At 61.0% G+C, this 25,394-nt stretch carries 25 protein-coding genes; 13 read left to right on the forward strand and 12 right to left on the reverse strand.

Annotation, left to right across the window (positions count from 1 at the left end):
• Positions 1-138 precede the first annotated feature (138 nt).
• The 4 genes from AABE10_RS33740 to AABE10_RS33755 all read left to right on the forward strand — a co-directional run bounded on the left by AABE10_RS33740 (position 139) and on the right by AABE10_RS33755 (position 5,590).
• A complete protein-coding gene (locus AABE10_RS33740) occupies positions 139-2,295 on the forward strand; it encodes an ATP-binding protein (RefSeq protein WP_342937438.1) in 2,157 nt (718 codons plus the stop codon).
• Positions 2,292-3,917, forward strand: coding sequence for a hybrid sensor histidine kinase/response regulator (locus AABE10_RS33745; protein WP_342937439.1), 1,626 nt, complete (start codon positions 2,292-2,294; stop codon positions 3,915-3,917). Before AABE10_RS33740 ends, AABE10_RS33745 begins: the two co-directional genes overlap by 4 nt.
• The gene (locus AABE10_RS33750; protein WP_342937440.1) at positions 3,914-4,546 is read left to right on the forward strand and encodes a response regulator transcription factor; all 633 of its coding nucleotides are present in this window, start codon (positions 3,914-3,916) and stop codon (positions 4,544-4,546) included. Before AABE10_RS33745 ends, AABE10_RS33750 begins: the two co-directional genes overlap by 4 nt.
• Positions 4,547-4,711: 165 nt before the next feature.
• A complete protein-coding gene (locus AABE10_RS33755; RefSeq protein ID WP_342937441.1) occupies positions 4,712-5,590 on the forward strand; it encodes a hypothetical protein in 879 nt (292 codons plus the stop codon).
• Positions 5,591-5,944: 354 nt separating this feature from the next.
• Here AABE10_RS33755 and AABE10_RS33760 read toward each other — a convergent pair whose 3' ends face one another.
• Positions 5,945-6,376 carry a hypothetical protein gene (locus AABE10_RS33760; protein WP_342937442.1) on the reverse strand — a complete coding sequence of 144 codons (432 nt, stop codon included), beginning with the start codon at positions 6,374-6,376 and terminating at the stop codon, positions 5,945-5,947.
• Positions 6,377-7,163: 787 nt separating this feature from the next.
• Here AABE10_RS33760 and AABE10_RS33770 point away from each other — a divergent pair.
• On the forward strand, positions 7,164-7,442 hold the full coding sequence (locus tag AABE10_RS33770; protein WP_342937443.1) for an HU family DNA-binding protein: 279 nt from the start codon (positions 7,164-7,166) through the stop codon (positions 7,440-7,442).
• 550 nt (positions 7,443-7,992) lie between these two features.
• Here the strand turns inward: AABE10_RS33770 and AABE10_RS33775 are convergent.
• The 4 genes from AABE10_RS33775 to AABE10_RS33790 form a co-directional block, all read right to left on the reverse strand.
• Positions 7,993-8,229, reverse strand: coding sequence for a helix-turn-helix domain-containing protein (locus tag AABE10_RS33775; RefSeq protein ID WP_342937444.1), 237 nt, complete (start codon positions 8,227-8,229; stop codon positions 7,993-7,995).
• A 21-nt stretch (positions 8,230-8,250) separates the two neighbouring features.
• Positions 8,251-8,595 (reverse strand): hypothetical protein, encoded by a 345-nt coding sequence (locus AABE10_RS33780; RefSeq protein ID WP_342937445.1) that lies wholly within the window; start codon positions 8,593-8,595, stop codon positions 8,251-8,253.
• On the reverse strand, positions 8,592-8,927 hold the full coding sequence (locus AABE10_RS33785; protein ID WP_342937446.1) for a toxin-antitoxin system TumE family protein: 336 nt from the start codon (positions 8,925-8,927) through the stop codon (positions 8,592-8,594). The genes AABE10_RS33780 and AABE10_RS33785 overlap by 4 nt, the downstream gene beginning before the upstream one ends.
• A 417-nt stretch (positions 8,928-9,344) precedes the next feature.
• Positions 9,345-9,614, reverse strand: coding sequence for a DUF1488 family protein (locus AABE10_RS33790; protein WP_342937469.1), 270 nt, complete (start codon positions 9,612-9,614; stop codon positions 9,345-9,347).
• Positions 9,615-9,946: 332 nt separating this feature from the next.
• On the opposite strand from AABE10_RS33790, the gene AABE10_RS33795 reads away from it, so the two are divergent.
• Genes AABE10_RS33795 through AABE10_RS33805 form a run of 3 tightly spaced genes read left to right on the forward strand, consistent with a single transcriptional unit; the run spans position 9,947 to position 11,361 of the window.
• Positions 9,947-10,324, forward strand: a complete 378-nt coding sequence (locus AABE10_RS33795) for a hypothetical protein (RefSeq protein WP_428983427.1) — start codon at positions 9,947-9,949, stop codon at positions 10,322-10,324.
• A gap of 55 nt (positions 10,325-10,379) precedes the next feature.
• Positions 10,380-10,526, forward strand: coding sequence for a hypothetical protein (locus AABE10_RS33800; protein WP_342937447.1), 147 nt, complete (start codon positions 10,380-10,382; stop codon positions 10,524-10,526).
• A complete protein-coding gene (locus tag AABE10_RS33805) occupies positions 10,507-11,361 on the forward strand; it encodes a hypothetical protein (protein WP_342937448.1) in 855 nt (284 codons plus the stop codon). Before AABE10_RS33800 ends, AABE10_RS33805 begins: the two co-directional genes overlap by 20 nt.
• On the opposite strand, the gene AABE10_RS33810 is transcribed toward AABE10_RS33805, so the two are convergent.
• The 4 genes from AABE10_RS33810 to AABE10_RS33825 are packed head-to-tail and all read right to left on the reverse strand — an operon-like array spanning position 11,358 to position 16,973.
• A complete protein-coding gene (locus AABE10_RS33810) occupies positions 11,358-11,720 on the reverse strand; it encodes a hypothetical protein (RefSeq protein ID WP_342937449.1) in 363 nt (120 codons plus the stop codon). The two genes, AABE10_RS33805 and AABE10_RS33810, sit on opposite strands and share 4 nt — an antisense overlap.
• Positions 11,717-13,606, reverse strand: a complete 1,890-nt coding sequence (locus tag AABE10_RS33815; RefSeq protein ID WP_342937450.1) for an integrase — start codon at positions 13,604-13,606, stop codon at positions 11,717-11,719. Before AABE10_RS33815 ends, AABE10_RS33810 begins: the two co-directional genes overlap by 4 nt.
• Positions 13,603-15,483 (reverse strand): integrase, encoded by a 1,881-nt coding sequence (locus AABE10_RS33820; RefSeq protein WP_342937451.1) that lies wholly within the window; start codon positions 15,481-15,483, stop codon positions 13,603-13,605. Before AABE10_RS33820 ends, AABE10_RS33815 begins: the two co-directional genes overlap by 4 nt.
• Positions 15,480-16,973 (reverse strand): site-specific integrase, encoded by a 1,494-nt coding sequence (locus tag AABE10_RS33825; protein ID WP_342937452.1) that lies wholly within the window; start codon positions 16,971-16,973, stop codon positions 15,480-15,482. Before AABE10_RS33825 ends, AABE10_RS33820 begins: the two co-directional genes overlap by 4 nt.
• Before the next feature lie 54 nt (positions 16,974-17,027).
• Here AABE10_RS33825 and AABE10_RS33830 point away from each other — a divergent pair, with 54 nt between their 5' ends.
• Complete coding sequence (locus AABE10_RS33830; protein WP_342937453.1) at positions 17,028-17,240, forward strand: hypothetical protein; 213 nt, start codon at positions 17,028-17,030, stop codon at positions 17,238-17,240.
• A gap of 45 nt (positions 17,241-17,285) precedes the next feature.
• The gene (locus AABE10_RS33835; RefSeq protein WP_342937454.1) at positions 17,286-17,480 is read left to right on the forward strand and encodes a hypothetical protein; all 195 of its coding nucleotides are present in this window, start codon (positions 17,286-17,288) and stop codon (positions 17,478-17,480) included.
• 368 nt (positions 17,481-17,848) lie between these two features.
• Here the strand turns inward: AABE10_RS33835 and AABE10_RS33840 are convergent, their stop codons facing one another.
• The 3 genes from AABE10_RS33840 to AABE10_RS33850 all read right to left on the reverse strand — a co-directional run bounded on the left by AABE10_RS33840 (position 17,849) and on the right by AABE10_RS33850 (position 20,837).
• The gene (locus AABE10_RS33840; RefSeq protein ID WP_342937470.1) at positions 17,849-18,922 is read right to left on the reverse strand and encodes an IS110 family transposase; all 1,074 of its coding nucleotides are present in this window, start codon (positions 18,920-18,922) and stop codon (positions 17,849-17,851) included.
• 345 nt (positions 18,923-19,267) lie between these two features.
• Positions 19,268-19,882 carry a hypothetical protein gene (locus tag AABE10_RS33845; protein WP_342937455.1) on the reverse strand — a complete coding sequence of 205 codons (615 nt, stop codon included), beginning with the start codon at positions 19,880-19,882 and terminating at the stop codon, positions 19,268-19,270.
• Between the two features lie 391 nt (positions 19,883-20,273).
• On the reverse strand, positions 20,274-20,837 hold the full coding sequence (locus tag AABE10_RS33850; protein ID WP_342937456.1) for a hypothetical protein: 564 nt from the start codon (positions 20,835-20,837) through the stop codon (positions 20,274-20,276).
• Between the two features lie 473 nt (positions 20,838-21,310).
• Between AABE10_RS33850 and AABE10_RS33855 the strand changes: the two genes are divergently transcribed.
• Genes AABE10_RS33855 through AABE10_RS33865 form a run of 3 tightly spaced genes read left to right on the forward strand, consistent with a single transcriptional unit; the run spans position 21,311 to position 24,692 of the window.
• On the forward strand, positions 21,311-21,991 hold the full coding sequence (locus AABE10_RS33855; RefSeq protein WP_090872341.1) for a vWA domain-containing protein: 681 nt from the start codon (positions 21,311-21,313) through the stop codon (positions 21,989-21,991).
• Entirely contained in the window at positions 21,988-22,758 is a 771-nt protein-coding gene (locus tag AABE10_RS33860; protein ID WP_342937457.1) for a PP2C family serine/threonine-protein phosphatase, read from the forward strand. Before AABE10_RS33855 ends, AABE10_RS33860 begins: the two co-directional genes overlap by 4 nt.
• Positions 22,758-24,692, forward strand: a complete 1,935-nt coding sequence (locus AABE10_RS33865; RefSeq protein ID WP_342937458.1) for a helix-hairpin-helix domain-containing protein — start codon at positions 22,758-22,760, stop codon at positions 24,690-24,692. The genes AABE10_RS33860 and AABE10_RS33865 overlap by 1 nt, the downstream gene beginning before the upstream one ends.
• The last annotated feature ends 702 nt before the right edge of the window (positions 24,693-25,394 follow it).

Below are 25,394 nucleotides of genomic sequence, written 5' to 3' on the forward strand. Positions count from 1 at the left end.
GACAAATGCGCAGGCGGCTGCGGGCGGGCGCGCGCGTTGTTTCATCGGACGTTTGAAACCGGGGTGAGGCGCGGTAGACCGGGCTTTGGCATCGAGTGCAGAATAGGACACACACAACGGCAGCACTCGCGGGAAGATATGGCTCTCGACAGGTTCGACGCATGGTGGAGCGGGCTCCGTTACGTGCGGCGCAGCGTGGTGCTGCGGCTGCTGGCGACGGTGCTCGTCTTTAGCTGCGCGATCACGCTGATCTTGACGGCGGTGCAGCTCTATCGCGACTACGAGCGCGGCATCGCGCAGATTCAGAACCGTCTCGTCGATATCGACCGCAGCTATCGCGACAGTCTTGGCGAAGCGCTATGGCGGCTCGATCAGCCGCAACTGAAGCTGGAACTGGAAGGCATGCTTCGCCTCGCCGATATTCGCGCGGCCGAAGTGCGCGAGTCGCCGTCGGCCGGCACACCGATGATCGTGGCCGTGGGCGAGCGCATGACGGAGATGAAGGTCGCGCGGGAGTTTCCGATCCTGTACCGCGTGCAGGACAAGGTGGAGCGCATCGGCACCCTGTATGTCGAGGCGACGCTCGCCAATCTCTATCACGAGCTTGCGCGCACCGCGCTTGTGATCCTCGTGAGCCAGGGCGCGAATACATTTCTGGCCGCGCTCTTCACGTTCTATATCCTGTGGCGGCTGGTCACGCGGCATCTCGCGGCGATCGCGCGCACTGTCAGCGATTACGATTTCCACGAGCCGCCGCAGCCGTTCGTCCTGCGGCGCACGCCGCCGCGCGAGGCGGACGAACTCGACCGCGTGGTGTCGGCGTTCAACGCGATGGGCATGCGCCTGCATCGCGCGTATCTCGACGAGCGCGAGGCGGCCATCGAGCGCGAAGCGCGGCGCTCGGCGGAAGCGGCCAATCGCGCGAAAGGCGAATTCCTCGCGAATCTCAGCCACGAATTACGCACACCACTCAACGGCATTCTTGGCTATGCGCAGATTCTCGGGCGCGACAGCACGTTGAGCGTGCGTCAGCGCGATGGTGTCGCTGTTATCCAGCAAAGCGGAGAACATCTGCTGACGTTGATCGACGAGACGCTCGATTTCGCGAAAGTCGAAGCGGGCAAGCTGCGCTTCGAGATCTGCGATGTGCCGCTCGCAGGTCTCGTCGATACGATACGCGAAATCATTGCGGTGAAGGCCGAGCAGAGACGGCTTGCGTTCGAATGCGCGGTTGCGGCCGATGCACCATCCGGTGTGCGCGCCGACGAACGCCGCTTGCGCCAGGTATTGCTCAATCTGCTGTCGAACGCCGTGAAGTTCACCGACGAAGGCAGCGTGCGCCTGCATATCGGACGAAGCGCAAGCGGTGGAGTCCGCTTCGAAGTCCACGATACGGGCATCGGCATTCGAGCGGAACATCACGAGAAGATATTCATGCCGTTCGAGCAGGCGAGCGGCGCAGAACGGCGTGCGGGCGGCACGGGTCTCGGCCTTGCGATCACCCGGCAGTTCGTTCGCGCGATGGGCGGCGAGGTGCACGTCGAAAGCGAAGTCGGCCGGGGCAGCGTGTTCTGGTTCGAACTGCCGGCGTCGCTAGTCGAACGGCCCGCGTCGCGCGCGCCCGTTCCTGCGTCTGTCGTCACGGGCTACGAAGGCCCGCGTCTGAAGGTGCTCGTGATCGACGACGTGCAGGTCAATCGCGCTGTCGTCGTCGAACTGCTGGAGCGCATCGGCTTCGATACCGTCGAGGCCGACAACGGCCGCGACGGCATCTCGATCGCGCAGGCGGAGCGTCCCGATCTGATCCTCACGGACATCGTGATGCCCGGCATCGACGGTCTCGAAGTGACGCAGCGTCTGCGCGCGATGCCCGAACTCGCGCACGTTCCGATCATCGCGGTATCGGCGACGCCGCTCGGCGTGGATGGCGCGAAGAGTCTCGACGCGGGTGCGAATGCGTTCATCGCCAAGCCGGTGAATTTCGATCTGCTGCTCGCACGCATGGCGGATTTGCTCGGCATCACATGGACTCAAGCTGCCGTATGGACGGAAGTCGTGCCCGATAGCCCGCTGACGTCTCCCGCCGCGATGTCCATCGATGCAATGAACGAACTCCATCAGCTCGCGCGCGACGGCAATATGCGCGGCATCGTTCAGTGGGCGGAGCGCATTGCGGCGAGCGATCCGGTGCATGCGGGGTTCGCCGCGCGGCTGCATCAACTGGCGCGCGCGTACCAGTCGAAGGCGATCCTGCAGCTCGTTGAGCGGCACCTGGAAGGGGATACCGCAACATGAGCCATCTCGCCGCTCCAGCTGTACACACGGACACCGTCCTGATCGTCGACGATACGCCCGCGAATCTCGGCGTGGTCGTCGACAGTCTCGAAGCGCGGGGGATTCGCGTGCTGGTGGCGCTCGACGGTATCGAAGCGTTGGAGCGCGCGGCTTTCGCGCAGCCCGACCTGATTTTGCTCGACGTGAAGATGCCGGGCATCGACGGCTTTGAGACGTGTCGCCGTCTGAAGCGCGACGAACGCACGCGCGATATCGCCGTGATCTTCATGACCTCGCTGACGGGCGACGAGGATCGCGTCGCGGGCTTTTCGGCGGGCGGGGTCGACTACGTGACCAAGCCGTTGCGCGTCGACGAGACACTGGCGCGCGTCGGTGTGCATCTCGAGCTGCGCGCCATGCACAAGCAGCTTCTCGTACAGAACCGGCAACTGCTCGCCGAAGTGGCCGTGCGCAAGGAAACGGAGGCTGCGCTATCGCAGGCGCGCGATGACCTCGAACGGCGCGTCGCGTCGCGCACCGAAGAACTGGCGCGCGCCAACGCGGACCTGCACGCGCAGATCGACGAGCGGCGGCGCGCGGACGCGCGCTTGCAGGCAAGCGAGGCGCGCTTTCGCGTAATCGTCGAAACCAGTCCGGTGCCGTTGTGCATCACGTCGATGCCGGATGGACACATCCTCTACACGAACGAGCCGCTGCGCGAACTCTTCGGCATGGACGAAGGCATGTCGGCCAATATCGCAGATTTTTACACCGATCCAGGCGAGCGCGACCATCTGATCCAGTATCTGCGGATGGAGGGCAGCCTGCGTAATGCGGAGGTGCAGTTCCGGCGCCCCGACGGCACGCAGTTCTGGGCGATGGCGACGGCGCGCGTCGCCACCTACGACGATTCTCCCGCGATCTATGTCGGCCTGAACGACATCACGGGGCGCAAGCAGATGGAACAGGAACTCGTCGAATCACGCGAGCAGCAGCGCGAGCTGTCCGCGTACATGGAGGCGATCCGCGAAGAGGAGAGAAAGCGCATCGCGATGGAGATTCACGACGAGCTTGGCCAGTTGCTGACTGCGCTCAAAATGGACGTGTCGCTGCTTAAGATGCGCCTCACGCACGATCCCGAAGCAACGAAAAAAGCCGATGACATGCGCGAACTGGTCGAAGGTACGATCTGGATGGTACGCAACGTCGCGAGTCATTTGCGGCCGGCCGCACTGAATTTCGGCATCGTGTCGGCGCTCGAATGGCTGGTCGACGAGTTCAACCGCCGCAATCCGATTCCTTGCGAGTTGCGCATCGTCGGTGGCGAGCCTGCGCTCCCGGATGCGCACGCGACGGCCGTGTTCCGCATCGTGCAGGCGTCCCTGACGAATGTCGCGCGGCATGCCGACGCAACGCGCGTGGACGTGACGCTGATCTCGACGGCGGAGAAGTTCGAATTGCAGGTGCGTGACGACGGCCGCGGCTTCGATCAGCAAGTGGTGCGGCGCAATTATTCATATGGTCTGCTCGGCATGAACGAGCGCGCGCGGCTGATCGGCGGATCGCTTTCGATCGGCAGCGCGCCGGGCGCGGGCACCACGGTTTCGATTCACATCCCGCTCGATGGCGGACCTCGAACATGATCAGGATACTCATTGCAGACGATCATGCGATCGTCCGTGGCGGACTTAGGCAGATCATCGCAACCACAAGCGATATCGTCGTCGTGGCGGAAGCGGCGCAAGGGGCAGAAGTGGTCGACAGGCTGCGCAGTTGCGTCGTCGATCTGCTGCTGCTCGACATGACGATGCCCGGCATCAGCGGCGTCGATCTGATCCGTCGAGTACGGGCAGAGCAGCCTTCGCTACCCGTACTCGTGCTGAGCATTCACGACGAGGCGCAGGTGGCGTCGCGCGCATTGCGCGCGGGCGCGACGGGCTATCTGACCAAGGACAGCGACCCGGACGTGCTGCTCGCGGCGATCCGCAAGCTCGCGGACGGAGGCCGCTTCATCGATCCGAAACTCGTCGATGCAATGGTCTTCGAAACACAGCGCGGCGACGTGCCGCCGCACGAAGTGCTGTCGGACCGCGAATTTCAGGTGCTGCAGATGCTCGCGGCGGGCAGGAGCATCAACGAAATCGCCGACGCGTGCGCGCTCAGCGCGAAAACGATCAGTACACACAAGATGCGACTGATGCAGAAACTCGGGCTTTCCAACAATGCCGAAGTGATCCGGTACGCGATCCGGCACGGGTTGATCGTCGAGTAGCGGGATCCTCGCCCCGCGAAATGCAGGGACGAGGCGAGTATCGGTGAGCATTCTGTCAGGGGGTTTGTCCGCATTTTTTTGCGGCACCGCCCGTGACAGGATTTCACCAGGCTCGCTGGCAATAAGCGAGCCACCTGTACGACCCAGTTTCAGTCATCAGTGGTTATGCATCGCAGGCGCTTTATTATCACGGCGGCGAGTGCCGCCGCGGGTGTGGTGTTTGCCGCGCGGGCCGCACCGGACCAGCATTTCGACATTGTCTATCCGCAGATCAGACCGGGACGCGACGTGCATGCGGCGTTCGCGCTCGCTACGCTGGATGTCGCGATGAAAGCGGCCAACGCGTCGTATACGACGCGTCAGCTCGAGGTCGTGATGGAGCGCGGCCGAGCGCTCGCCGAACTCGCCAGCGGTACGACGATCAACCTGCACTGGACGAGCATGGAGGCGCAGGCCGAGCGCGGCCTGAACGTCGTGCATATTCCAATTCATCGCGGTCTGATCGGCTATCGCGTGTTTTTGATCAGACAGGACCGCCAGGTCGATTTCGACCGGATCGAAACGCTGGAGGACCTTCGGTCGATGACGGGCGTGCAGGGTCTCGGCTGGATCGATGCCAGGATCATGCGCAACGCGGGTCTTCGCGTGCAGACACCTTCGACGTACGAGACGATCTTCAAGATGCTGGAGGGCCGGCGCGTGGACTATTTCCCGCGCGGCGTGATCGAGGCGTATCCCGAACTGGAATCGCGCAGGGCGACGGAGCCCGATCTCGCCGTCGAGCAAAGTCTGCTGCTCGCGTATCGTTCCGATTTTCTGTTCTATGTGTCGCCGAATCATCGAGATCTGGCGACGACGATCGCGCGTGGCTTCACGGCCGCCTGGCGCGACGGCTCGTATCTGCAGTTGTTCAATACGCATCCGTACATCCAGAATGGGTTGAAGCGCGGAAATCTGCGTGGCAGGAAGGTGATATGGCTGGACAATCCATTCATGTCGGAAGAGGATCGAGCGATTCCCGATACATATTGGATGCACCTTTAGACGACACGCGCAATGACTCGCAGCGCGTGGTAGCGGTGGCAGGGAGGACACGGACGGTGGTGCCACTCAGCCAGAAGGTCTGCGTCACCGCGGCGGGAGGCCGGCCCAGTCCGATTTCCCACGGACATCCTCTGATGATGCCAATACCGTCGAAGATTTTCCGACGCGCAAGCGCTAGATACGGACGCCGTTGACGGCGCCTGCGCGCACGTGCTCGGTGCGTGCTGCGATCCGCCATGATCAACTGATGCGGCGATACGGCTTTTCTGCGGTCGTGCAACTTATACGACACACCTCGGTGTTTTGACATAAATCGGGTGTTTAGTAGTTCAGATAGCCTAAATGGAGTGAGATTTATGAACGCAATACCTCTTTTATTGCCTCCAGAAATTGGACAGCCTCATAGGCTTGCACGAGTTTTTCAAAACCCCGGACAACGTCGGCTTCCATCGCGTGAAGGCCTTTTTCGCCGTGAAAGGTAGATCTGAAGGCCTGATTGAACCGGTTGTTCAGATAGGAACTGACTTCCGCAACTTTTTCTGGACTTCCCGAGTTCGTGAAGACAACCGACTTGGGTGAAGCAGCGTCATAGAAAAGATTGTGCCGCCACTTGGGGACAAAGTTCGCAGGCCTCTCGTCGGTAATCCACATGGAACCGATAACTTTAAGCTTCCCTTTCATGCCCTTGGGTGTTGTGAAGGTCCACACCCTGTGCGGCAGCCGCGCCTGAAGTTCAGCTAGCTTGTCAGTATCGGCCCCAAGTATGCCTAAACGTCCTTCGTTCACGTCCGATACGAAGTCTTTCCAGTAGTAGAAGATGTCGAAATCTACTCCGTTCGCAAATTCACGAATTAAGCGCCGGGACGGCCAACTGGGTGCCGACGTTCGGCGACATGGTTCCAAAAGGCGCTTCCAATGACCGGCGCAGCAGCCCTGCAAACGGCGGAACCCGCTATGGCGGCTGAAAAAGAAATATCCAACTGAGCCTGACGGCCTGGCTGTCAGAGAGACGATCCGAATCGTCAGCGCTTATTTCCAGAGGCTTGCTGGGAATTCGAACTGCTCAGGCTCGAATACGTCGCCCTTCTGCCAGATCAGCCGATGCTGAAGACGAAGCGATGGCCGAATGCAATAGCATGCCAGAGGGCGACGCGGACTGACTGTGCGGTCCCCACGCCGCACCTCGCTTCTCCACGGATGGCGGGACCGGCGGCGATCGGCTGCAGCGCAAAGAGCCCGTTGCCATGTACGGAGGAGCGTCTTGCAGTGATGCGTTTCAGTCGCATTGTGTGTGTCAGTGATAGTGATTCCGGTTCTGCTGCGAAGCATATCGCTGCCATCGCCTGTATTCAACAACGCGTGCCGTCGAATGCAACTAACCGTCTGAGGTTCGCACGCACCGGCCCGGCTTCACCAAAAGTCAGTCAGCAGGTAGCGTGGTGCCTGGTCACGAGCGTCATATGCTGCGATGCCTTTTCGACAGCCTCGCGGTTGCCGGGCGCCGTAGACATGCGTTAGGGTTGAGCGTCCTGTCCCGCATCGGGCGGGCGCTTTTATCAGAGGGATCTCACACATGAACAGGCAGGAACTCATCGATGCGGTCGCCGCCACCACGGGTGAAAGCAAGGCCAGCACGGGCGAGATCATTGATGCCATCATCGAAACCGTGACGGCGGCCGTGACGCGCGGCGAGACCGTCCAGCTGGTCGGCTTCGGTTCGTTTTCGACGGGCGCCCGCGCCGAACGTAGCGGGCGCAATCCGTCGACTGGCGAAATCATCACGATTCCCGCGACGAAAACCGTGAAGTTCGCGGCTGGCAAGGCGTTCAAGGACCTCGTGAATGCGGCGTGAACGCGCTGCGTCCAGCGCCCACAAGCGTCATTGGAACTTCGCGGCCATGTGATACCCGCCTTGCGTAACTGGTTGAGATTGCAACCTGATCGACGAGTCGCCCGCCTGTTACGATCGTGTTTGCCCCCTGCCCCTGGCGCTGGATCCCCGGACGCCAGCTACGACAGGTCATTGACGAATTGGGCATTTCCGGAGTGGTGGCTGTTAGGTTCTCATCGCACGAACTGAATCCGTCGATGCCTGCTGGGCGACATGAATCGCAGGGGCCACCGGACCGCCAGGTCCGGAAGCTGGTCAGGATCGCAGTCGGTGGACACGCATGTGATGGTAGTCGGACAACAGATGGACTGAGGTTTAAACCACGCGCTCATTGATCGCACGCCCAACAACTTGTGGGGGCACCTCGGCGCAGCGAAGTTGCCATGCGTGTGTTTTGGTTGACGCCTTGTTCGCGGGGCACTTTCCCATGCGATCCGACTTCGTCCGCGCTGTTTATACATGCTCAAGTGGGTATTCAGTGACGACCCGTATGCTATCTGCGCGTTGAGTCTCATCCGGGATCGAGGACCTGCGGCTGTCGCGCGTACCGCCATGCGCGCGGCGCGATGCCGGTCACATCCGGGAACACGCGCGTGAAATGGCTCTGGTCGGCAAAGCCGCAGGAGATCGCGATCTCCGTGCTTGATAATGAACTGCGTGCGAGCAGATCGCGCGCGACGTGCGGCCGGCAAGAGCAGTCCTTCTTCGAGTACCACGCCTCATAGCCAACGATCAGCATCAGGCGCATCAGCGGCCGTGTGCGATCTGGTCACAAGGAAACCTCGGCGGTCACCGCGTCCCACGGCGCGGTCAGACGGCCTTCTTCGCGCACAATAAGGCCAGCGTTCTCAAGCATCACCACGTCCTCGTAGACACGCTTGTAGTCCCGATCCAGCGCAGTTGCCAACGCCTTCACGTTCTCTGCACCTTCGCGATGAAGATGACGAAGCATCTCAAGGCGCTTCGGCGACAGTGCAGCCAGCATCTCCTCGAGCGACAGAAACGTCACGTGCCGCTCTTCGAAATTCTCGCCTGCCTGCGCACGGTTGAACGCCGCCGCGAAGCGACGACCAATATCCCGCGCGCCACCAACATGCACGTTCATTTTGCTCATGATTCACCTCGCTCATGTTCTACATCATCCAGAAAATCAGCCACCATCTGCTCAGGCGTCGAAAATCTGTACGGCTCTTCCCGATCCCGGTAGTGCCGGTGGTCGCCTTTGCCTCGCTCGTTGTCGTAGCCGATGATTCGCTGGCCAGCGCGACCATAAAACAGGCTGTACTTGAGACCGTGCGGTCGTTCGCCGTCGCTCTCCGGTAATCGCCAGATGCGCATTTCGAGAATGGCTCCATCCGGGTAGATAGTTCGGTCTCGAACAGGAGTGTGGCTTTCTTCTTCATATGGCGCAAGATGCCATACAGACGTTATGGCGTCAAGCGCCATAAAGGACGACGCGCACGGGCCGCGCAAATACGGTGGATCTCGCACACGACGGGGCCGGTAGTCGGGACACCATCTATGGCATCAGCACTCTTCCCTCGTCAGGCCGGATGCGCCGAGCACATTGGGCGCGGCGCCGGCCGCTATGCGGGCGATCACAACGCGCTCCTGTCAGTCACACCGTGCGCCATCAGCCTGCGTCCAGGCGCAGGCCAGTGCGACCATGTGACTGGTGTCGAACCACTCACCCGTTCGTGCCATTGGAAACGGGTTCGCCGCCAATGAGATAGCAAAGCATCCCAGCACGCGCTTCATCGTCGAATCTTGAGGAGATTGAAACGATGCCACTGCGACATGAGGCGTTTCCGCGTCTCTGAAAACCGTGATCGTGCGAATGGGCCGGGGCGTCGATGGACGTCGTCACGGACGCGCAAAATCCTCCGCCGTCAGTTCGAGACGCACAGCCGGATGGGCGAGCAGTTTGCGCCTCGCAACCGCGCGGATGCGGCCGTACCCATCCCGGAAGGTTTTCAGGATGCGGGCGTCGCTGGCCCGGGGTTCGAGCCAGAAATACGTTTCGAGTGCCGCAAGCGTGATCACGCAGTCGACCGTGACGTTCTGATGCACGAGACCAAAGGCGACGCCACGACGGTTTGCAAGCACCTGCGGTTCAAGGTCCAGGGTTTCCATAACGGTAAAAGGAAAACGCGTCCGCGTTAGAACGGGCCATCCGGATTCTTGCATAGCTGATGCAGTCTGGGTATCGGTCAGCTAGTTTAACTGACCGGATTTTAGCCCGGGGCCGTCACCGGTCTCACCAATCGATTCGATGTTTCTCGTCGGTCTCCTGATGCGGCGATCATCGTCGGCGTGCAGATACCTTCACCCGGCGCCGCTTGAGAAGCTCGCGATTCCCGCCGCGGTGGAAGGTGAGTGTTTTCGGGAAGGGTGAGCGCTTCCGGGAGCACGGCTGGCGGTCATTCGACCCCAAATCAGATGGAGCGACACATGCAGTAACTGTATTGACACTGCAGAAGGAACTTGATGAGGCGAACCGGCGCGCCGACCGGCGCGACATGGACCATCGCCGCGCCGTCGAGGCGCTGCAGGCGCAGCTGGGTGACGCCCGTCATCAGGCGGGTGTGCTGCAGGGGCGCCTGGATGCGGTGCAGGCGACGAACGTGACGCTGCAGCAGCAGCTGGCCGCCCGGCGCGAGGCGGACGTGCGGAGGGCTGGGCCGGCCCGGCCGGGCCGTGCCAAGGGCGCCCCTGCCGGGACCACTGCGGCACGTCCGGTCGCGACTCGCCCCGCACGTCCCGCAGGTGCGGCGCGCGCCGCGTCCGCGCCCGCCAGCAAGACCGCGGTGCGCCGCAAGCGGGGGAAGAGCGATGACAGGTAGCCCCCGCCCGCGCAGGAGACGCAAGGCCCCGGCCTGCCCGCCGATCGGCGCGCTGATGCGCTACGGCGAGCGCACCGTGCGGGTGATCGCCGAAGCCAGCGGCCAGCGCGTGATCATCGAGTCGGTCGACGAGGACGGCCGCACCTTCCGCAGCGTGGTGAAGTGGGCTAATCTGGCCGCTCTTGAAAGCCAGCTTTTCTGACGCGATGACGATACAGCCGACCATGCAGCAGCTCGATATCTTCGCTGACAGCCGCGACGTGATGTTGCGCAACGACGTGCTGGAGCCGCTGCAGCGGCGTGAGGCGGCGGCCGCGCGAACGGCCCTCGAACGGCTCGCAAGCGAATACCCGGACGATGGTGCGTTGCCTGCGCTGACCGTGCTGGTTGGCGAACTCGAACACGCATCGACGGCACCCTTTGCCGATCACGCTTCACTGGCCGTGGCCCGCCGTCATCTGGAGGGCGAGGTGGTGCGCGCGGCAAGGCGGGTGCTGCCTGCGAAGACGGTTCAGTCCTGGCTTGCCCCGAGCTGGCGGGCGCTCGCCCGGCGGGCCGCGTCACTGCCGTTTCGCGGCGCCGACGCGGGCGATCATGCCGGGAGCCATGCTGCGCCGCTGTGGCTGCTGGCGGGGGACGCAGCGGCCGCGTGTACTGCCGTCGAGCGCATCGAATCGTGGTGGCGCATCCCGGCGCCGCTTGCGTGGATGACCGAGGCGCGCTACTGGACGGACGGGCTGGATGCAGCATGGCCCCTGCTCGCGGAACTGGCGTGGCTGGCGCCCGCACGGTTCGCGGTATTGCTGCCCGTACTGGGCGACGCCTCGCTGGACGCGCTCCGCCGGCGGTTCGATGCCGAGTTTCCCGGCCTCGGCGAGACGGGAGACTATGCCTGGTTCCCAGCGTTACGCGCAAGAGAACAACGATGGACATCAGCTGGAGCCTTGAAAATACTGGGATCAGCTGTCTGCGAGGTGTCCATCAGATTGGCAGAAAAAGTGGACAAAACGACCGTCGGCGTGTCCATCTCGATCTAGCGCGGCTGCAAGGGCAGGACGCTACCGCCACGCAGCGCGGCCAGTTCTTTACGCAGGCTGAACACCTGACGCAGCAATGCGAGTTCACGAGCCAGCGACTCATCAAGCTGTGCCTGCAATTCTTTCGCGTCGCCTTTCGCGCGGTTCAGACGGTCGGTAAGTTCGAGCTTCGGGCGCCCGGCTACCGCGTTGGCCGCGTCGATCGCTTCGATCAGTTCGGTGAATTGCGGGCGCGACTTCTTGATGCTGCCCTTCTTGCGGCCCGCCTCGATCGCGACGGTGTCGTTGTTGATACGCGCGCCCTTGCGCTTCTTCAGCCGCTCAAGGGCGGCGTAGTAATCGGTGATGGCGTCGCTCATGCTGTCTCCGGTTTGATCAGATTCTCCTGCGCGTCAAGCAGTCGTTGCAGCGTCTGTGCCTCGATACGGTATTCGACGCTAGCCTCATCGACAGCGCGCAGCTTCTCGACCGTAACCCGCTGCGCCTTGATCACGCGCTCAAGCTTCGATGGCGTGACGATGAGATTACGACAGTTCGACTCAAGGCAATCCAGATGCATCCAGTCGAGCGGCGTCGACTTGCACTGCTCGACGCTGGCGCAGCCGCCCAGCACCGTGTCACGGTACGCCAGCTCGCCCTTCCTGAACATCCTCAACGTCCACTCGCGCGAGTAGACCGACACAGGCGAGGCATGCACGGCATGGCTCTGCGTCCACGCTGCATGCCCGCCGAACAGCCGCTCGTCAGAGAACAGCACCTGCTCGGCGTACGTAAGGTACTCGGACAGGCCCTGTGCCTCGGCCCATTCCTTCGCGAAGTGCGTCTTGTCGGTGTCGATGAAGCCCTTCGCAAATGCCGAGCCACGAGCGTAGTACATGCTCATCTCCTGCGTGATGTGCTGCAGCTGACGCTTGAGCGTCGGCAGCGTTACGAGACCGCTGCGGTGCGCGTACAGCGCGAGCGTGCGGCGAAGCTGATGGCGCGTGAACGGCCACTGTTGCCCGGTCGCGTACTTCGGCTCGTCTTCCCAGGCGCGGTGCATGTCGACACGCTTCAGCTCAGCGATGTCCTCGACCGTGATCGTCGGGAAGACGCGCTCACGGAAGGCTTCGATATCGTCATGTACGTTACTCGCCGCCCGGTTTGCCACGTACCCGTAACTCGGATTCAGACCCATCCGGCAGAACAGCAGGTGCGAACCGTCCGTCGATTCGGCGTAGCCTTGCGCGCCGTGTGCCTGGTGCGCCTCGCCCGACAGCCGTTGTGCGAGTCTGACGGCGCGAGCAGCGAGCGAACTGGTCACCCAGCATGCTCGCCTGGCACGCCCGCCCGACAGCTTGGTCGTGACACCCTCAATGGTGTAGTGCATCACACCATCGAGACGGGTCTCGCTCAGGCAGTCGTACGGCAGGTCCTCCGCTTCCGCCGCGCGCATGCCGGTGAACGACACGATGACAAGCTGACATAGCGCGCTAATCGACGCGACAAGCGACGACACGACGTACCGGCGGTTCTTGCACCGGAAGTGCATAGCAGTCCGTATCAGTGCCGCAGAGACACCAGGCCTCTCGCCAGAGTACCAGCGTGCGAGGTAGTCCGACAGAACATCAGCGACGCCCTCAGCGATACGCAGGTCATGCTCACAGGTCGACAGGAAGTGCTGGTAGATGCGCGTCGGGATGACAGGGTATTGCGAGTAGCCCGCGTGTTGCGCGAAGCGTTCGAGCAGAGGCTTGTGCAGTTGGGCCAGCGGCACACGCAATCCTGTGGCCCCGACGCCCAGACGGTGAAGCTTCACCAGAATCGAATGAAGACGTTGGGCCTTTGTCTCCATTCCGGCTTGCGCTACATATTCCAGAACAACGGCGACGTTGGACAGCCACTCGTAGAGCGTAAGCTGACGTGCGGCGGCGAAAAATGCGAACTCTCTCAGGAACATTGAACGAGCTTCAAGCGTGCCGGACGCCGGTACCGTATCGGTCGCTTTGTGCATCAGAAAGTACATGACCTGCTTCCATTGACGCGTAGTCGCTTCTGAAAGCGCGCGGCTCACGCCATCAGGCAAGTGGCCCCTAAAATAGATATGGCTGCAGCGTGGCCCGGCCGCGTATGCACGGATGTCCCAGGCATCGTCACCAAACAGCGAAGCAGCGTTCCCAGCCTTGTCGCGCGTGACGACCGTATCGTCCTCAATCCGGTACCAGTCGGGGCGCCCAGCGATCGGCGCGATCAGCCTGTTGTTCATGCCACTCCCAGTTCGTAAAGCTGATCGAGCCTGGCCGACCAGAAAGCGTCAAGATTCCCTTCGATATCAACGTCCTGCTCGATCTGATCGACCAGCGCGGCGTTGCGCTTGCGCAGTTCATCCAGCAGGAAGTCAATGCGCCGCAGCACGGCGCCGAATGATCTGTCGTACTGCTCGATTGAGTCGGCACGCCCGCTCAAGAGCCTGACGCAGTGACGGCAGCTCAGCAGCTTGCGGATGTCGGTGGCGTCGGCGTGCACGCGGTACTGGTCGCAAAAGAGGCACCCTTCGGTCGAGCGGCAGTCAGGCCGTACGGTGACCGAAGCCGCGATCGGCGCAGGCCTGTGGAACTCGATGCAGACGCCCACCGCGCTTCTGATGCTGCCCGCCGGGTCGTTGCCGGGCTTCAGCACGGTCTTCTCGACCGAAGCGAGGAACGCGCCAATCTCGGCCTTGTGCGCGGCATCCGTGCCGTTCGAGTAGGCGCGCAGCGCGGTGTCCAGGGAATGGCCCATCAGCCTGGCTGCGACGACAGGGCCGTGGTTGCTGACCGCCCAATCCTGTTTCGCTGCACGCCACTGACGTGCGGTAATGCGCGGCAGCATGATCCCAAGCGTATCGAGTCGACTGTAAAGCTGAACCAGAAATTGAGTTGGGAGACCCATTGGGCGTCGTCGTTGTGCATGATGCCCGGCTACGATGAACAACGTGTCGCAATCTGCGTCCTGCACCAGATACTCGCGCAACGCCAGATACGCGCGGAGCTTCGGCATGAAGCCCAGCGACACGGTGAACGTAACTTCCCTCCCGTCTGCACGGTACTTGACCTCGCGAAACTTCTGCCGTGCAACTGACGCATCCTGCAGGCTCGCGACAAGCTCCGGGCTCCACTTCATGGTCAGCAGTTGCGCGAGGTTGATGCCTGTTTCGGCGAGAAACAGCGCCGCGAAGCAGGAGGCCGCTATCGAGGCGTGCGAGCGACGGATTGGTGACTGCGCGTCCGCGTTCGCGGCCGTAAGATGTTTAGCCGCTAACCTGGCGATGGTCCACGAACGCTCACGCGGATTGTTAGTCCCTGCCTCAGCCATGCGCGTCGTGAGTTCTTCGCGAGTGCGCGGTTCTCCCGTCTCCAGATTCCAGCCAAGCAGGCCGCGCGAGTCGTTGCCTTCACTACGGCCATGTAGGTGCGGAACAAGGCAAAGATTCTCACCTCGCGCCGTGGTCATGCGCACCGGGTACGGCTTGAAGTCGAGCACCAGCGTGCTGATGCCACTGAAGAGCGTGTCAGCCCACGTGAGCAGGGCGGCTTGTGCCCCGGCGTCAGGCACCGCAGTCGGCACAGAAGCTTCCTGTCGGCCGCGCAGCTGCCTCGCATCGGCGCAGAATTCCTCGTTTCTGAAGAGCTCACGTAGCATCGACAACAGATTATGCTGATAGCGGGCGGCGGAATTGCGGTTCAGATTGCCCAGCGAGACCTGTTCGCGCTGCTCACGGAAGTAGCAATGAACCGCATCCGCAGTAGCCTTCTCGTCACAGAGCACCTGATGCAAGCCCTGCCTGTCGGCCCAGTTCACGAAGTCAAGCACGACGCGCAGAGCAGCGTAGACCGTCTTCGGACGCATCGCGCCAAGGGTCATGCGTTCGGAAAGCTGCGTCACCAGCAGGCGTACGACCTTGGCGCGTTCGCTGCTGAAACTGGTATGGTCGAACGTGCGTCGCGTGCGCTGCCGGCTCGATGTGTCACGCGTCAAGTAGCAGATTCGCCCGATATCGGAACTGCTGTCAAAGCCTTCCCACTTGAGCAACGCGCGCTCGGGATGCAGCAGCGTTGTGCCCTCCGCGAGCGGCATGCGCACTTCCTCGTACAGGCGGTTCATGGTGCCACCGCAGTGTCGAGGACGCGCGTAACCAGCGTCGTCAGGTGCGCGCCCCAGCCGTCCTGCACAGCGTCGAACAGCTTGCGGTTCTCGCGGTAGCTGAGGTAGCCCTCGGTCGTGGATAGCCGCGCGTGCCACATCAGCTGCCGCAACTGGTCGAGCGCCCGCGTGTACTTCGTCTTGTTCGCTGTCATCGCGTCGACCATGTTCAGCCCGAAGGTCGCGCGCAGGTCGTGGAAGCTGAACTCGTAACTGGGGTCGCCGAGCTGCACGCGCATCATGGGCAAAAGTTCGTCCCTGATGAACTGGCGCACGGCCTGCCCGGTCTTGATGTGGCGGCGCACGTGCGGGCCAGTGATGACCGGTCCGCGCGACGCGCGATCCTCGTAGAGCGGCGCACCGCGATGGCTCAGGAAGAGCGGCTGGCCGAAGTGATCGCCGCCGTCTGCCAGCTGGCGACGCTTGCGCGCACGATTGCTGTGCACGTAGATGTACAGCCGCTCGTAGAAAGCGCGCGGCAGGTGCAACACGCCCTTGACACCGCCCTTCGTGTCGATGCCTGTACCCGGCCCGCAGGCGAGCCGGATATCGTCGCCGTGAAACTCGCCCGGCTTGCGCGCCACGTGTTTCGCGCGCACGGTCAGTACCGTCTGGATGCGAGCGCCCGTTAACAGCGCGAACAGATGAACGAGCGTCATCTCGGTGTTGCCGAGAGCGGCTAACGATTCAAGCAGCACCGACTGCTCGGAAGAGGGGAGCGGGCGCAGACGAGCGCCGTCCTGAATGCGATCGTCCCACGGGTCTTCTGCGCGCAGGCCGCTGATCGACAGGTCGGTGGTCTTGACCTCGATCACGCTGCTGAAGCCCTTCTGGTCCCTGAACTCGATGAAACGGTCAGATTCGGCCCACGGCGCGTTCGCGGGCCTGAAGCCTGCTTCGGTCATGAGCCAGCGATAAAAGCGCACCACAGCGCCCATACGACGCCTGGCGACGCCCGGAGACAGTTCGCCTGCCTGCACGGCCAGCCTGATCGAGGCGCTATAGCGGTAGGTCGGACGTTGCCGCCTGTTCGTGGGGAACGTCAGCCAGTCGACGCCCTCGTCGTCCAGATAACGGCGGAACGCCGCCAGGTCGTCTGCGATGCTGGCGAACGTCAGCATGTTGGGCGACGACTTCGACTCCATCATATCGATGAGCCAGACGTTCGCCTCAGCCCACGGCGCGCCGTCAGCGAGCCGGACAACAGGGAAAAGAGGAAAGGTGCTTGCGATCCACTGCGGACGGGTGTCGCGCCGCTTGCCGGTGTCGGGGTCTGCGAGCGGGACCGTGTGGTAGATCGCGCCGCCCTCGGGCGTAGTGATGCTGACCGGCGTCGCGCCGGGAGTGTCTCGGTCAACGACCTCGGTCAGTTGCAGTTGCCGGATAGTGGTACGTCTTGCCGTCATCGCTCGGATCCTCTGCTGTGTTCGTGTTAATGTCCGCTTTGACACAGCTTGCGAGTATCACGAAATCGCTCTTGGCTTGCGCATACAGCGTGGCTGATATTGGCGAAGCCTGCGCTGGCGGGCCGGCTGGGTGAGGCGCGGGTGCAGCGTGACCAGGCGGCGTCGCGTGCGACGGCCCTGCTGGGCGAAATCCTGCGTCGGGAGCACGAAGGCGACCAGCACGAACTGGTTAGCCTGCGCCAGGAACTGAGCCGCCTGCATGCAGGACTGTTCGACGCGTACATGGCGACGCGGAAGGAGCAGCACCGGTGAGCACAAGGCTGTGAACGGTTACATGGAGCCACTCGGCGAGGCCAGATGGATATCCGTAATTGTCTCCGCAGTGCGGAGACAATTACGGACGTTGGCCAGCGCATGTCCAGTGACGCGTTTGAATATGGGGTATTTGTCCTTTTCGTGCATTTTGTGGCGGTAAAGGCGCAAGAAGCCGCTTGCAGCAAGGCTGAGCGGTCCCGCACGTTTTTTCACTTTGACGGATTTTCGATTGGTTGATTTGAAAGCGCTTTGCCGTGCAAACCGCCTATAAGGACTTTCCTTTCTTTGCAAGCTTGGGGTTCATTCATTCATCCATTCAACTCCCGTTGTCATGAGGGACCCAATCGGTACTGAGCGGCGAGACAGACCGCACACCATACCTGTTGCGTCCTAGATAGCGACAGGTCAGACCGGCAGCGGGCGAACTCGACAAACCGCCAGGCGCTACATCGCATGTATTCGCCGTATTCTGGATGGAGTCCCGCTGCGCGGTTACTATCCGGGCCCGGGCACGGCAACGATAGTGCCCAACAAGGCCGCTTATAGGGTGCGGAGTTTCCCTGTTTGGGTCTACGGCCTTTACGTTTCGTCAGTCGTCGGTCCGGTCATGCGGTTGCGGTGTCGCGGCCAGCGGCGCGTGGGCGGGTCGGTACATACGACGGATCGAAGCGTTCGCCCCTGGCGAGAATCGCCCACAGGATTCGTGCGTGCTTGTTCGCGACGGCTACCAGCGTTCGATACCAGCCCACCCGTGCTTGGAGCTGAACGATCCAGCGCGACAGCCGGTCGGTTCGTCGATGAGCACTCGTCACGGCGGAGCGCGAGCCCTGAAACAGCAGCGTGCGCAGATACGTGTTGCCCTGTCTGGTGATGCGGCCCAGCCGGGTCTTGCCACCACTGCTCGCCTGTTTGGGCACCGTGCCGAGCCAGGCGGCGAATTGCCGACCGTTCTTGAAGAGGTGAGCGTCGCCGACGCTCGACACCGCGGCCGACGCGGTGAGCGGCCCGATGCCGATGACCGCCATCACGCGCTGCGCGTTACTGTCGTGCTTCACATGCGCGGCGATTTGCACGTCGCACCACGTGATCTGGTGATCAAGGGCTCGAATATGGTCCCAACCTCGCAGCAGCGCAGTGCGCGCGGCACCGCTTAGTTCAGTGGCCCCGTCCTCCAGTGCCTCGACGAAGCGGGCACGGAATGCGTCGATGCCTTGCGGCAGGAACACACCGAACTCGACCAGTTCACTGCGCAGCCGGTTGACCAGCGCCGTGCGCTCCTCGACGAAACCGGTGCGCATCGTGTGCACGAGGAGGACGTTTTGCTGGTCTGCCGTTTTGACTGGCACAAAGCGCATGTGCGGCCGACCCGCGGCCTCGCAAATGGCCTCGGCATCGAGCATGTCGTTCTTCACGTGCTGACCGCCTTTGCGGTACGGTGCGGCGAACTGCGGCGCGATCAGGCGGACTTCATGGCCGAGCGCGCGCAGCTTGCGCGCCCAGTAGTGGGCTGCGCTGCACACTTCCATTGCGACCAGGCACGGCTCGAGGTTTGCAAACCATTCGAGAAACTTCTGCCGCGAGATTGCTTTCCTGAGCACCACGCGCTCCGTGCTGTCGACGCCGTGTAACTGGATGAGGTTCTTCGCCAGATCCACGCCGATACGAGTAATCTTGTCCATGACTTTCCCCTTCTCAGATGGGTTGCCCAGCACCAACCATCCTGGCATATCGCTATGCCACGAGATCGGGAAAGTCCTTACCAATTCAGAAAATGCACGGAAAGGACGAATACCCCGAGCTCCTTAAGCTGCTCGAAAGAGGTGAGCCAAGCCGGATTCGATCAGCAGAAAGCAAAGCTGCTCGCTGTTTTTTAGGTCATTCCTCCAACTTAACGGCCACGACATATCTGCTGATACCGATTAACGTGAACGACTGGCCTGAGTATGCAGCAAGCGATTCGACTGCGGACGTGACCGCAAAGATGCGAATCACTGCAGTGATCCACATGCCTCTCTACGTTCTGGTTATTTGGGCCATTTCAACTGGGAAACGTCGAACTTGAACTGCTGACGACCAGCCTCATAGATCGGGATTTCGACAATCAGTTTGCTGGCATGCAGGAGCTTCTGCTGGAACTGCACAGCATTGTCGATGAATATCGCGTCGTTTTTGCCTCCTGTCGATTCGCTAGCGCTGATCCTGGTGACGGGACCATTGTCGAATTTGACAGCGATATAGCATCCCTCAAAACCGCACGTGACCTGTCCTTTATCCAGAACAAAGAATGCTTCCTGGCGTCCCTTTCCCTTCTTGCGGAGATAGATTCGGACTGAGGATCCACCCTGATAAGGGAATTCGAGATTGATCGCGTTGAGCGAAGTGTTGACCGCGAATCGCGTAGTCGTACCGCGCATCTCGTCGTCATCTTCCGAGTAGGTCCACGGTGACGGGTCGGGTTCTGGTGCGGCTTTCACCAACGGCTCAGGCTTCGCTTCCGGCGCAGCGATGCTAGCCGCTACCGCCGGCGCGGACGCTGCATTTGATTTTGGAGTGACAGATGCCGAGGGGTCGCTATTGGACTTTTGTTGACAGCCAAGCAGGAAAGCCGCCGTCAGAATCGCGACAGATACGGTTTTCAATTTGTAGTCCCCGTTAGTTGACCCGTTTGCTTACCGGCCGCTTTTAGCAAATCTTTAGCTTTTCAGATGCGAACTGCGCGCCCAACACCTTTTTAACCGGCATTGTGATTAGTCGTCAACCTCCATGCAAGTCGCGCCAACCCTCTTCACGCTCAGGCCAGAATCCTGCGATTTCAGCGCTGGATTCGCGCTCGAGCGTCGGAAAGCAGGTGTCCGTTTCGTGTCTGGCACTCGAATCTGCGTTCTGATGCCCGTGCAACCATAGGTCACACTGATCGCACGCTATATCCCTGGAGAGCGTCCAGCATGGGTGAACGCTGCGGCAACGAATTCGCCCGTATAGACACTACCGGTCGAGGCGACGCGCCCTGAACTCCGAACAGGAAACGCGCTAGCCCGACGACGCTAACGTGCCAAGCTGATCCATGCGTGCCTTGGCATGCTGTTCATGACATGCGTAACGCTCCTGCGAAATCGCGCCGTAGCTTTGGCAATCTGCAATGGTCGCCGCGTAGTGTTCTATTTCGGTTTGCACAACGTTTGGATTGGCTGCCGGCCCGCCATGGGTCTTGAGGTATTTCTGGTAGGTGGTGCGCTCCATCGCCTGCAAGGAGTTTCTCGGTAGCTCTGAAGAGGGATTGAGCTTGCGCAGCGATGCAATCAGGCGCAATGCGTCGCCTTCCGCATCGTCTGGGCTAGATGCGCAATACAGCACTTGGGTAGGCCGGTTGGCCGCAAGAATGAAAGCGGCAATGCATGTCATCGTGACCACGTCGGTCGATGCCTGATTCGGCCGGTAAGTTGCCTGTCCGGCGATCGCGATTCCGTCCTTCAATTTTGCCGGGTTCATCAGGGTGACATTGGATAGCGAGATGGAGGAGGTCGATAGCAGGTCGGCGTTCACCCTGTCGGCAATCTGCTGCGCCGGCATTGTGGTCTTGATTTCGGTTTGCATGTCAGCAAACCAGCGGGCTGGCACGAACCGGTCTCGCTGTGTGACTGTTCCGACTCTCCAGACGACGGGTTGCGGCGTCGGAATAGCCAGATAGCATATGCCGACTTCGTCTTCCGCTCCGACGGGTGTATGGCACGTTGGCGTTAGACCCTCGCTAGAAGGTGCTTCCAGTTTTAGCCGAACGTTTTGCCAGCTCAGCGTCGTTGGCTGCCAAGTCACTTTTTCAGGGCGAAGGGGAACTGGCGATGAAGCGGGCAATAAGGAAGCGGCTGGCTTATCCTCAACAGCGACGACTGGCGGTTTTGACGGATGACTCTTCGATGACAAAGCAGTACCCGCCACCACGGCAAGAACAAGAGCAACGTACGCTGGAGTTTTACTTGCCTGCATGGTTTTTACGCTGCTATTATCAAAATGCAAAAATAAAATGCGCCAAGCGGGACGAGTGTACACCGTAGCGTAGCGAGAAGACCATGACCGAGAACGAAAATCCGTTCGCCAGACAGCTGGCGTTCGGTGCAGACAGTTTTGCAGATAATCCAGAACCGCGTTGTCCTTGCGTGTTATTGCTTGACCGTTCCGGTTCGATGGCTGGCCAGCCGATTGATGAACTGAATGCGGGTCTTGCCGAATTCCGGCAGGATCTGCTTTCCGATGGACTTGCGGCCAAGCGGGTCGAAACCACCGTTATTTCATTCGGGCCGGTCACAATAGACACGGCGTTTCACACTGCTCACAGCTTCATTCCACCCATCCTTGCGGCCGGCGGTGATACGCCGATGGGCGCGGCCATAAACCTTGCCATCGACGCACTTGAATCGCGAAAGGCCGAATATCGGGCCAACGGCATTTCCTATTATCGCCCGTGGATATTCCTGATTACGGACGGCGCGCCGACAGACGAATGGAAAGCTGCGGCGGCGCGTGTGAGGGAAGGAGAGGCGGCGAAGAAGTTTGCTTTCTTTGCGGTCGGCGTCAACCAGGCGGACATGGGCGTCCTGCGTCAGATTTCGACACGAGAACCGCTCAGCCTTAGCGGCCTGAAATTCAGGGAGCTTTTCCAGTGGTTGTCGGGTTCGCTAGGGTCGGTTTCGCAATCAACGCCTGGTACTGAGGTCGCGCTCAAAGCACCTACGGGCTGGGCGGTTGTGTGAGCTGGCGCTACATCGGCGCCTCGGTTGTCGGTACGTCGCATTCGAAGCTCGAACTTCCATGTCAGGACAGCAGCGTGGTCGTGGAGGCATCGGGTCAAAACGATGCCAGATACCTCATTGCTATCGCATCCGATGGAGCGGGCAGTGCCCGCTTCGCTCAAGTTGGCGCGGAGCTCACGTGTGAAACAGCGGCGCGTGCTCTGACCGACCTCTTGGCACATTCCCCGGATGGCATCCTCTCGATTGAACCGCAAGCGCTCGTCGATGCTGTTCGCATCGCGATTCACGATCGGGCGACAGAAGGCGGTAGTTCGATGAGGGACTTTGCGTGTACCGTGGTCGGAGCCATTGTCGGTCCTGAAAAGGCGCTTTACTTCCAGATTGGTGATGGTGCGATCGTCGCGCGACGCTCCGGGATGCTGGAGTGTGTTTTCTGGCCTGACGGCGGAGAATACGCGAACACAACGTTCTTCATCACTGACCAGGATGCGCAGGCTCATCTTCAGTATCGGATTGACGATAGGCCGGAGGAGCTGGCGTTGATGACGGATGGCTTGCAGCGCCTTGCGTTGGTGTTTGCGAGCAAGACCGTACATGCGCCGTTCTTTGACTCCATGTTTGCTGTGCTTCGGACCGCTTCCGTGGAAGCGTGCGACGAGTTGTCAGGCTCGCTTGCAACGTTTTTGAACAGCGAACCGGTGAACTCACGAACCGACGACGACAAAACTCTGGTTCTGGTTTCGGCAGTGCGAGAGGCGGAAGTGTGATGCAACTGCATGACGAGGCGGGCCGCGCGGTTGTTCTTGGCAAGGAGCTGGGGCGAGGAGGCGAGGGTAGTGTCTTCGAGTCCAGCAGCCTTGGCCGGCACAGCGTCGCGAAGGTGTATCACGCCGCTTTGCCTGAAGACAAGCAGGACAAGCTGCGTGCGATGGCCCGCATCGGTAGCACGTACCTGCATCAGATTTCTGCCTGGCCTACCAAGGTCCTGACGCAGGCCGGTGGGGTCGTCGCCGGCTTTGTAATGGCCAAAATCGAGGGATTCGAACCGATCCACAATCTCTCCAGTCCGGCCAGTCGCAAACAGATTTTTCCTGCTGTCGACTATGCGTTCCTCGTTCATGTGGCTCGCAATGTTGCTGCGGCTATTGACGCGGTACATGCGCACGGCCACGTGGTCGGCGATGTCAACGAGAACAATTTTCTCGTGGGTCGTAACGGCACCGTGAAGCTGATCGACTGTGACTCGTTTCAGATCGTTGAGGGCAGCCGGCGATATTCCTGCGACGTCGGCGTGAAGCTGTTCACGCCGCCAGAATTGCAGAATGTCAGTTCGCTCAGAGGCAAGGAGCGCACCAGGAATCACGACAATTTCGGTCTGGCAGTGCTGATATTCCAGCTCCTGTTGCTGGGGAGACATCCGTATTCGGGTGTCCCGCTTGGCGGGAATGATCTCCCTCTCGAAGAGGCGATTGCTGTTTACCGGTTTGCATACGGTCCAGATCGCAAGCAACGGCAGGTGGACACGCCTCCCGACGCCATCAACCTTTCTTTTTTCGCTCCAGAAATCGGGCGGGCATTCCAGCGCGCTTTCACCGAAGAAGGTGTGTCGTCGGGACGGCCAGGCACAAGCGAATGGATAAAGCTCGTGGACGGCTTACGTGTCTCGTTGCGCACCTGCGCACAGGCATCGAATCACAAATATCCGTCGCATCTCGCGCAGTGTCCCTGGTGTGAACGCGAACGCGCGGGACGACCGGCGTTCCTTTCACAGAGCGCGGGTGGTACGGGCAATGGTTCGACCGCGACCGGTGACCTCGGCACGATATGGGCACGGATCCAGTCGCTAGCCGGGTTGCCACAGCTTCCCGCCTATACCGCCCCACAGCATGTTGTGACCGGTCAGCTCCAGCAAGTTGGCAAGAATGCTCGTCTCCTGTACAGGCTAAAGGTATCGGCCGTGTCTGTCGGAGCATTTCTCATAACTCTTAATCAGCCCACGTTGTGGTTCATAAGCCTGATTGTCGGTGGTGCGATTATCGCGGTGGTCAAGCATCCCGTTGGCGGGAGGCTTGTCACCCTCGGCGGTGCTGCCATAGCGGCGAAGAAGGTATTCGACTCGGAACTCGAAGAGTACAACAAGCTGACCCAGGACCCGCGTATTACGGAACTCTATGGCCGACTGCTTGCGGCTAAAGCACGCATTGATGGATTACCTGCCGAATACCAGCGGGGCATGCAGGATCTTCATGCCAGAGTACGTGAGCGACAGCTGGAAGTGTTTCTCGACAGATTCCTGATTTCCGATGCCGATATTGATGGAATAGGGCCCGCGCGAGTAACCGCGTTGGCATCATTCAATATCGAGACAGCGCGCGACGTCAGCTATCACTCGGTTATGCGTGTTCAGGGATTTGGCGACGCACTGGCGGGCAGACTCGTCAGTTGGAGGCAGAGCGTCGAGAAACGCTTCGTGTTTGACGCGAGCCGCGGCGTGCCCCAGCAGGACGTCAACGCGCTTAACGCGCGCCTTGCCAACGAGCGAATGCAATTGGAGAGGGCGCTGCGGGACGGCCTGATTCAGTTGCAGCAGTTGCACGCCGCAGCTGTTGGCGTGCGAGGTACTGTCAAGCTTCGTCTCGATACAGCATCTCTGGCTTTGGCACAGGCCGAGGCAGATCTGGCAGCGTTGAAAAGGATATGAGAGCGCGAACCCTTTGCCTTCGCGCTTTGGCGACGGCTTTCTGCCTTCTGATGCAAATGCAGTGTGCGTTCGCGCAGGCACCAGCTGGCCAGCCTGATTCGCTGGCCTTCTTTCTGTCCGCATTTCACGGAAAACCTGTAGCGGCCGTTCCCGAGGTTACATATAACCCGATTCGCGCTACAGCGCCGACAACGTCCAACGTACCGACGAATACGACAGCGGGAAGCGGCAACCCGACAGGCTCGCCACAGCCAGGTTCATGTCCACCAGGCGTCGACAGGCTAGGCTGCCCTGGCTCATATTCACCGACTACAGGCACACGGGCGGTGACATCGGCTTGCCCTCCTGGATACCAGCGCGACCCGACTGGCTGCGTCATGCCAGCAATGCCGCTGCATGCGCATCGCATTGGTGGATATGGCGGTTGGGCTTGTGACATGGGATATGTGCGCGCAAATGACGAGTGTTCGCAGGTTGTCGTTCCCGTTAATGCTCATCCAGCAAACACCGCGTCGGGATGGGTATGCAATTTCGGGTACCACTTTACGGTGGACCGCTGCGCGCCTGTTTTCATTCCGGCAAATGCTCACCTCGCGGGAGATGGAAATCGCTATGAGTGCAACTACGGCTACCAGGATATGGGAATGAGCTGCGGCCAATGATGTTAAGCGGCACCAACAAAATACAAGACTGAGAGGCATC

The sequence above is a fragment of the Paraburkholderia diazotrophica genome (genome assembly GCF_038900755.1).
GTDB lineage: Bacteria > Pseudomonadota > Gammaproteobacteria > Burkholderiales > Burkholderiaceae > Paraburkholderia > Paraburkholderia diazotrophica_A.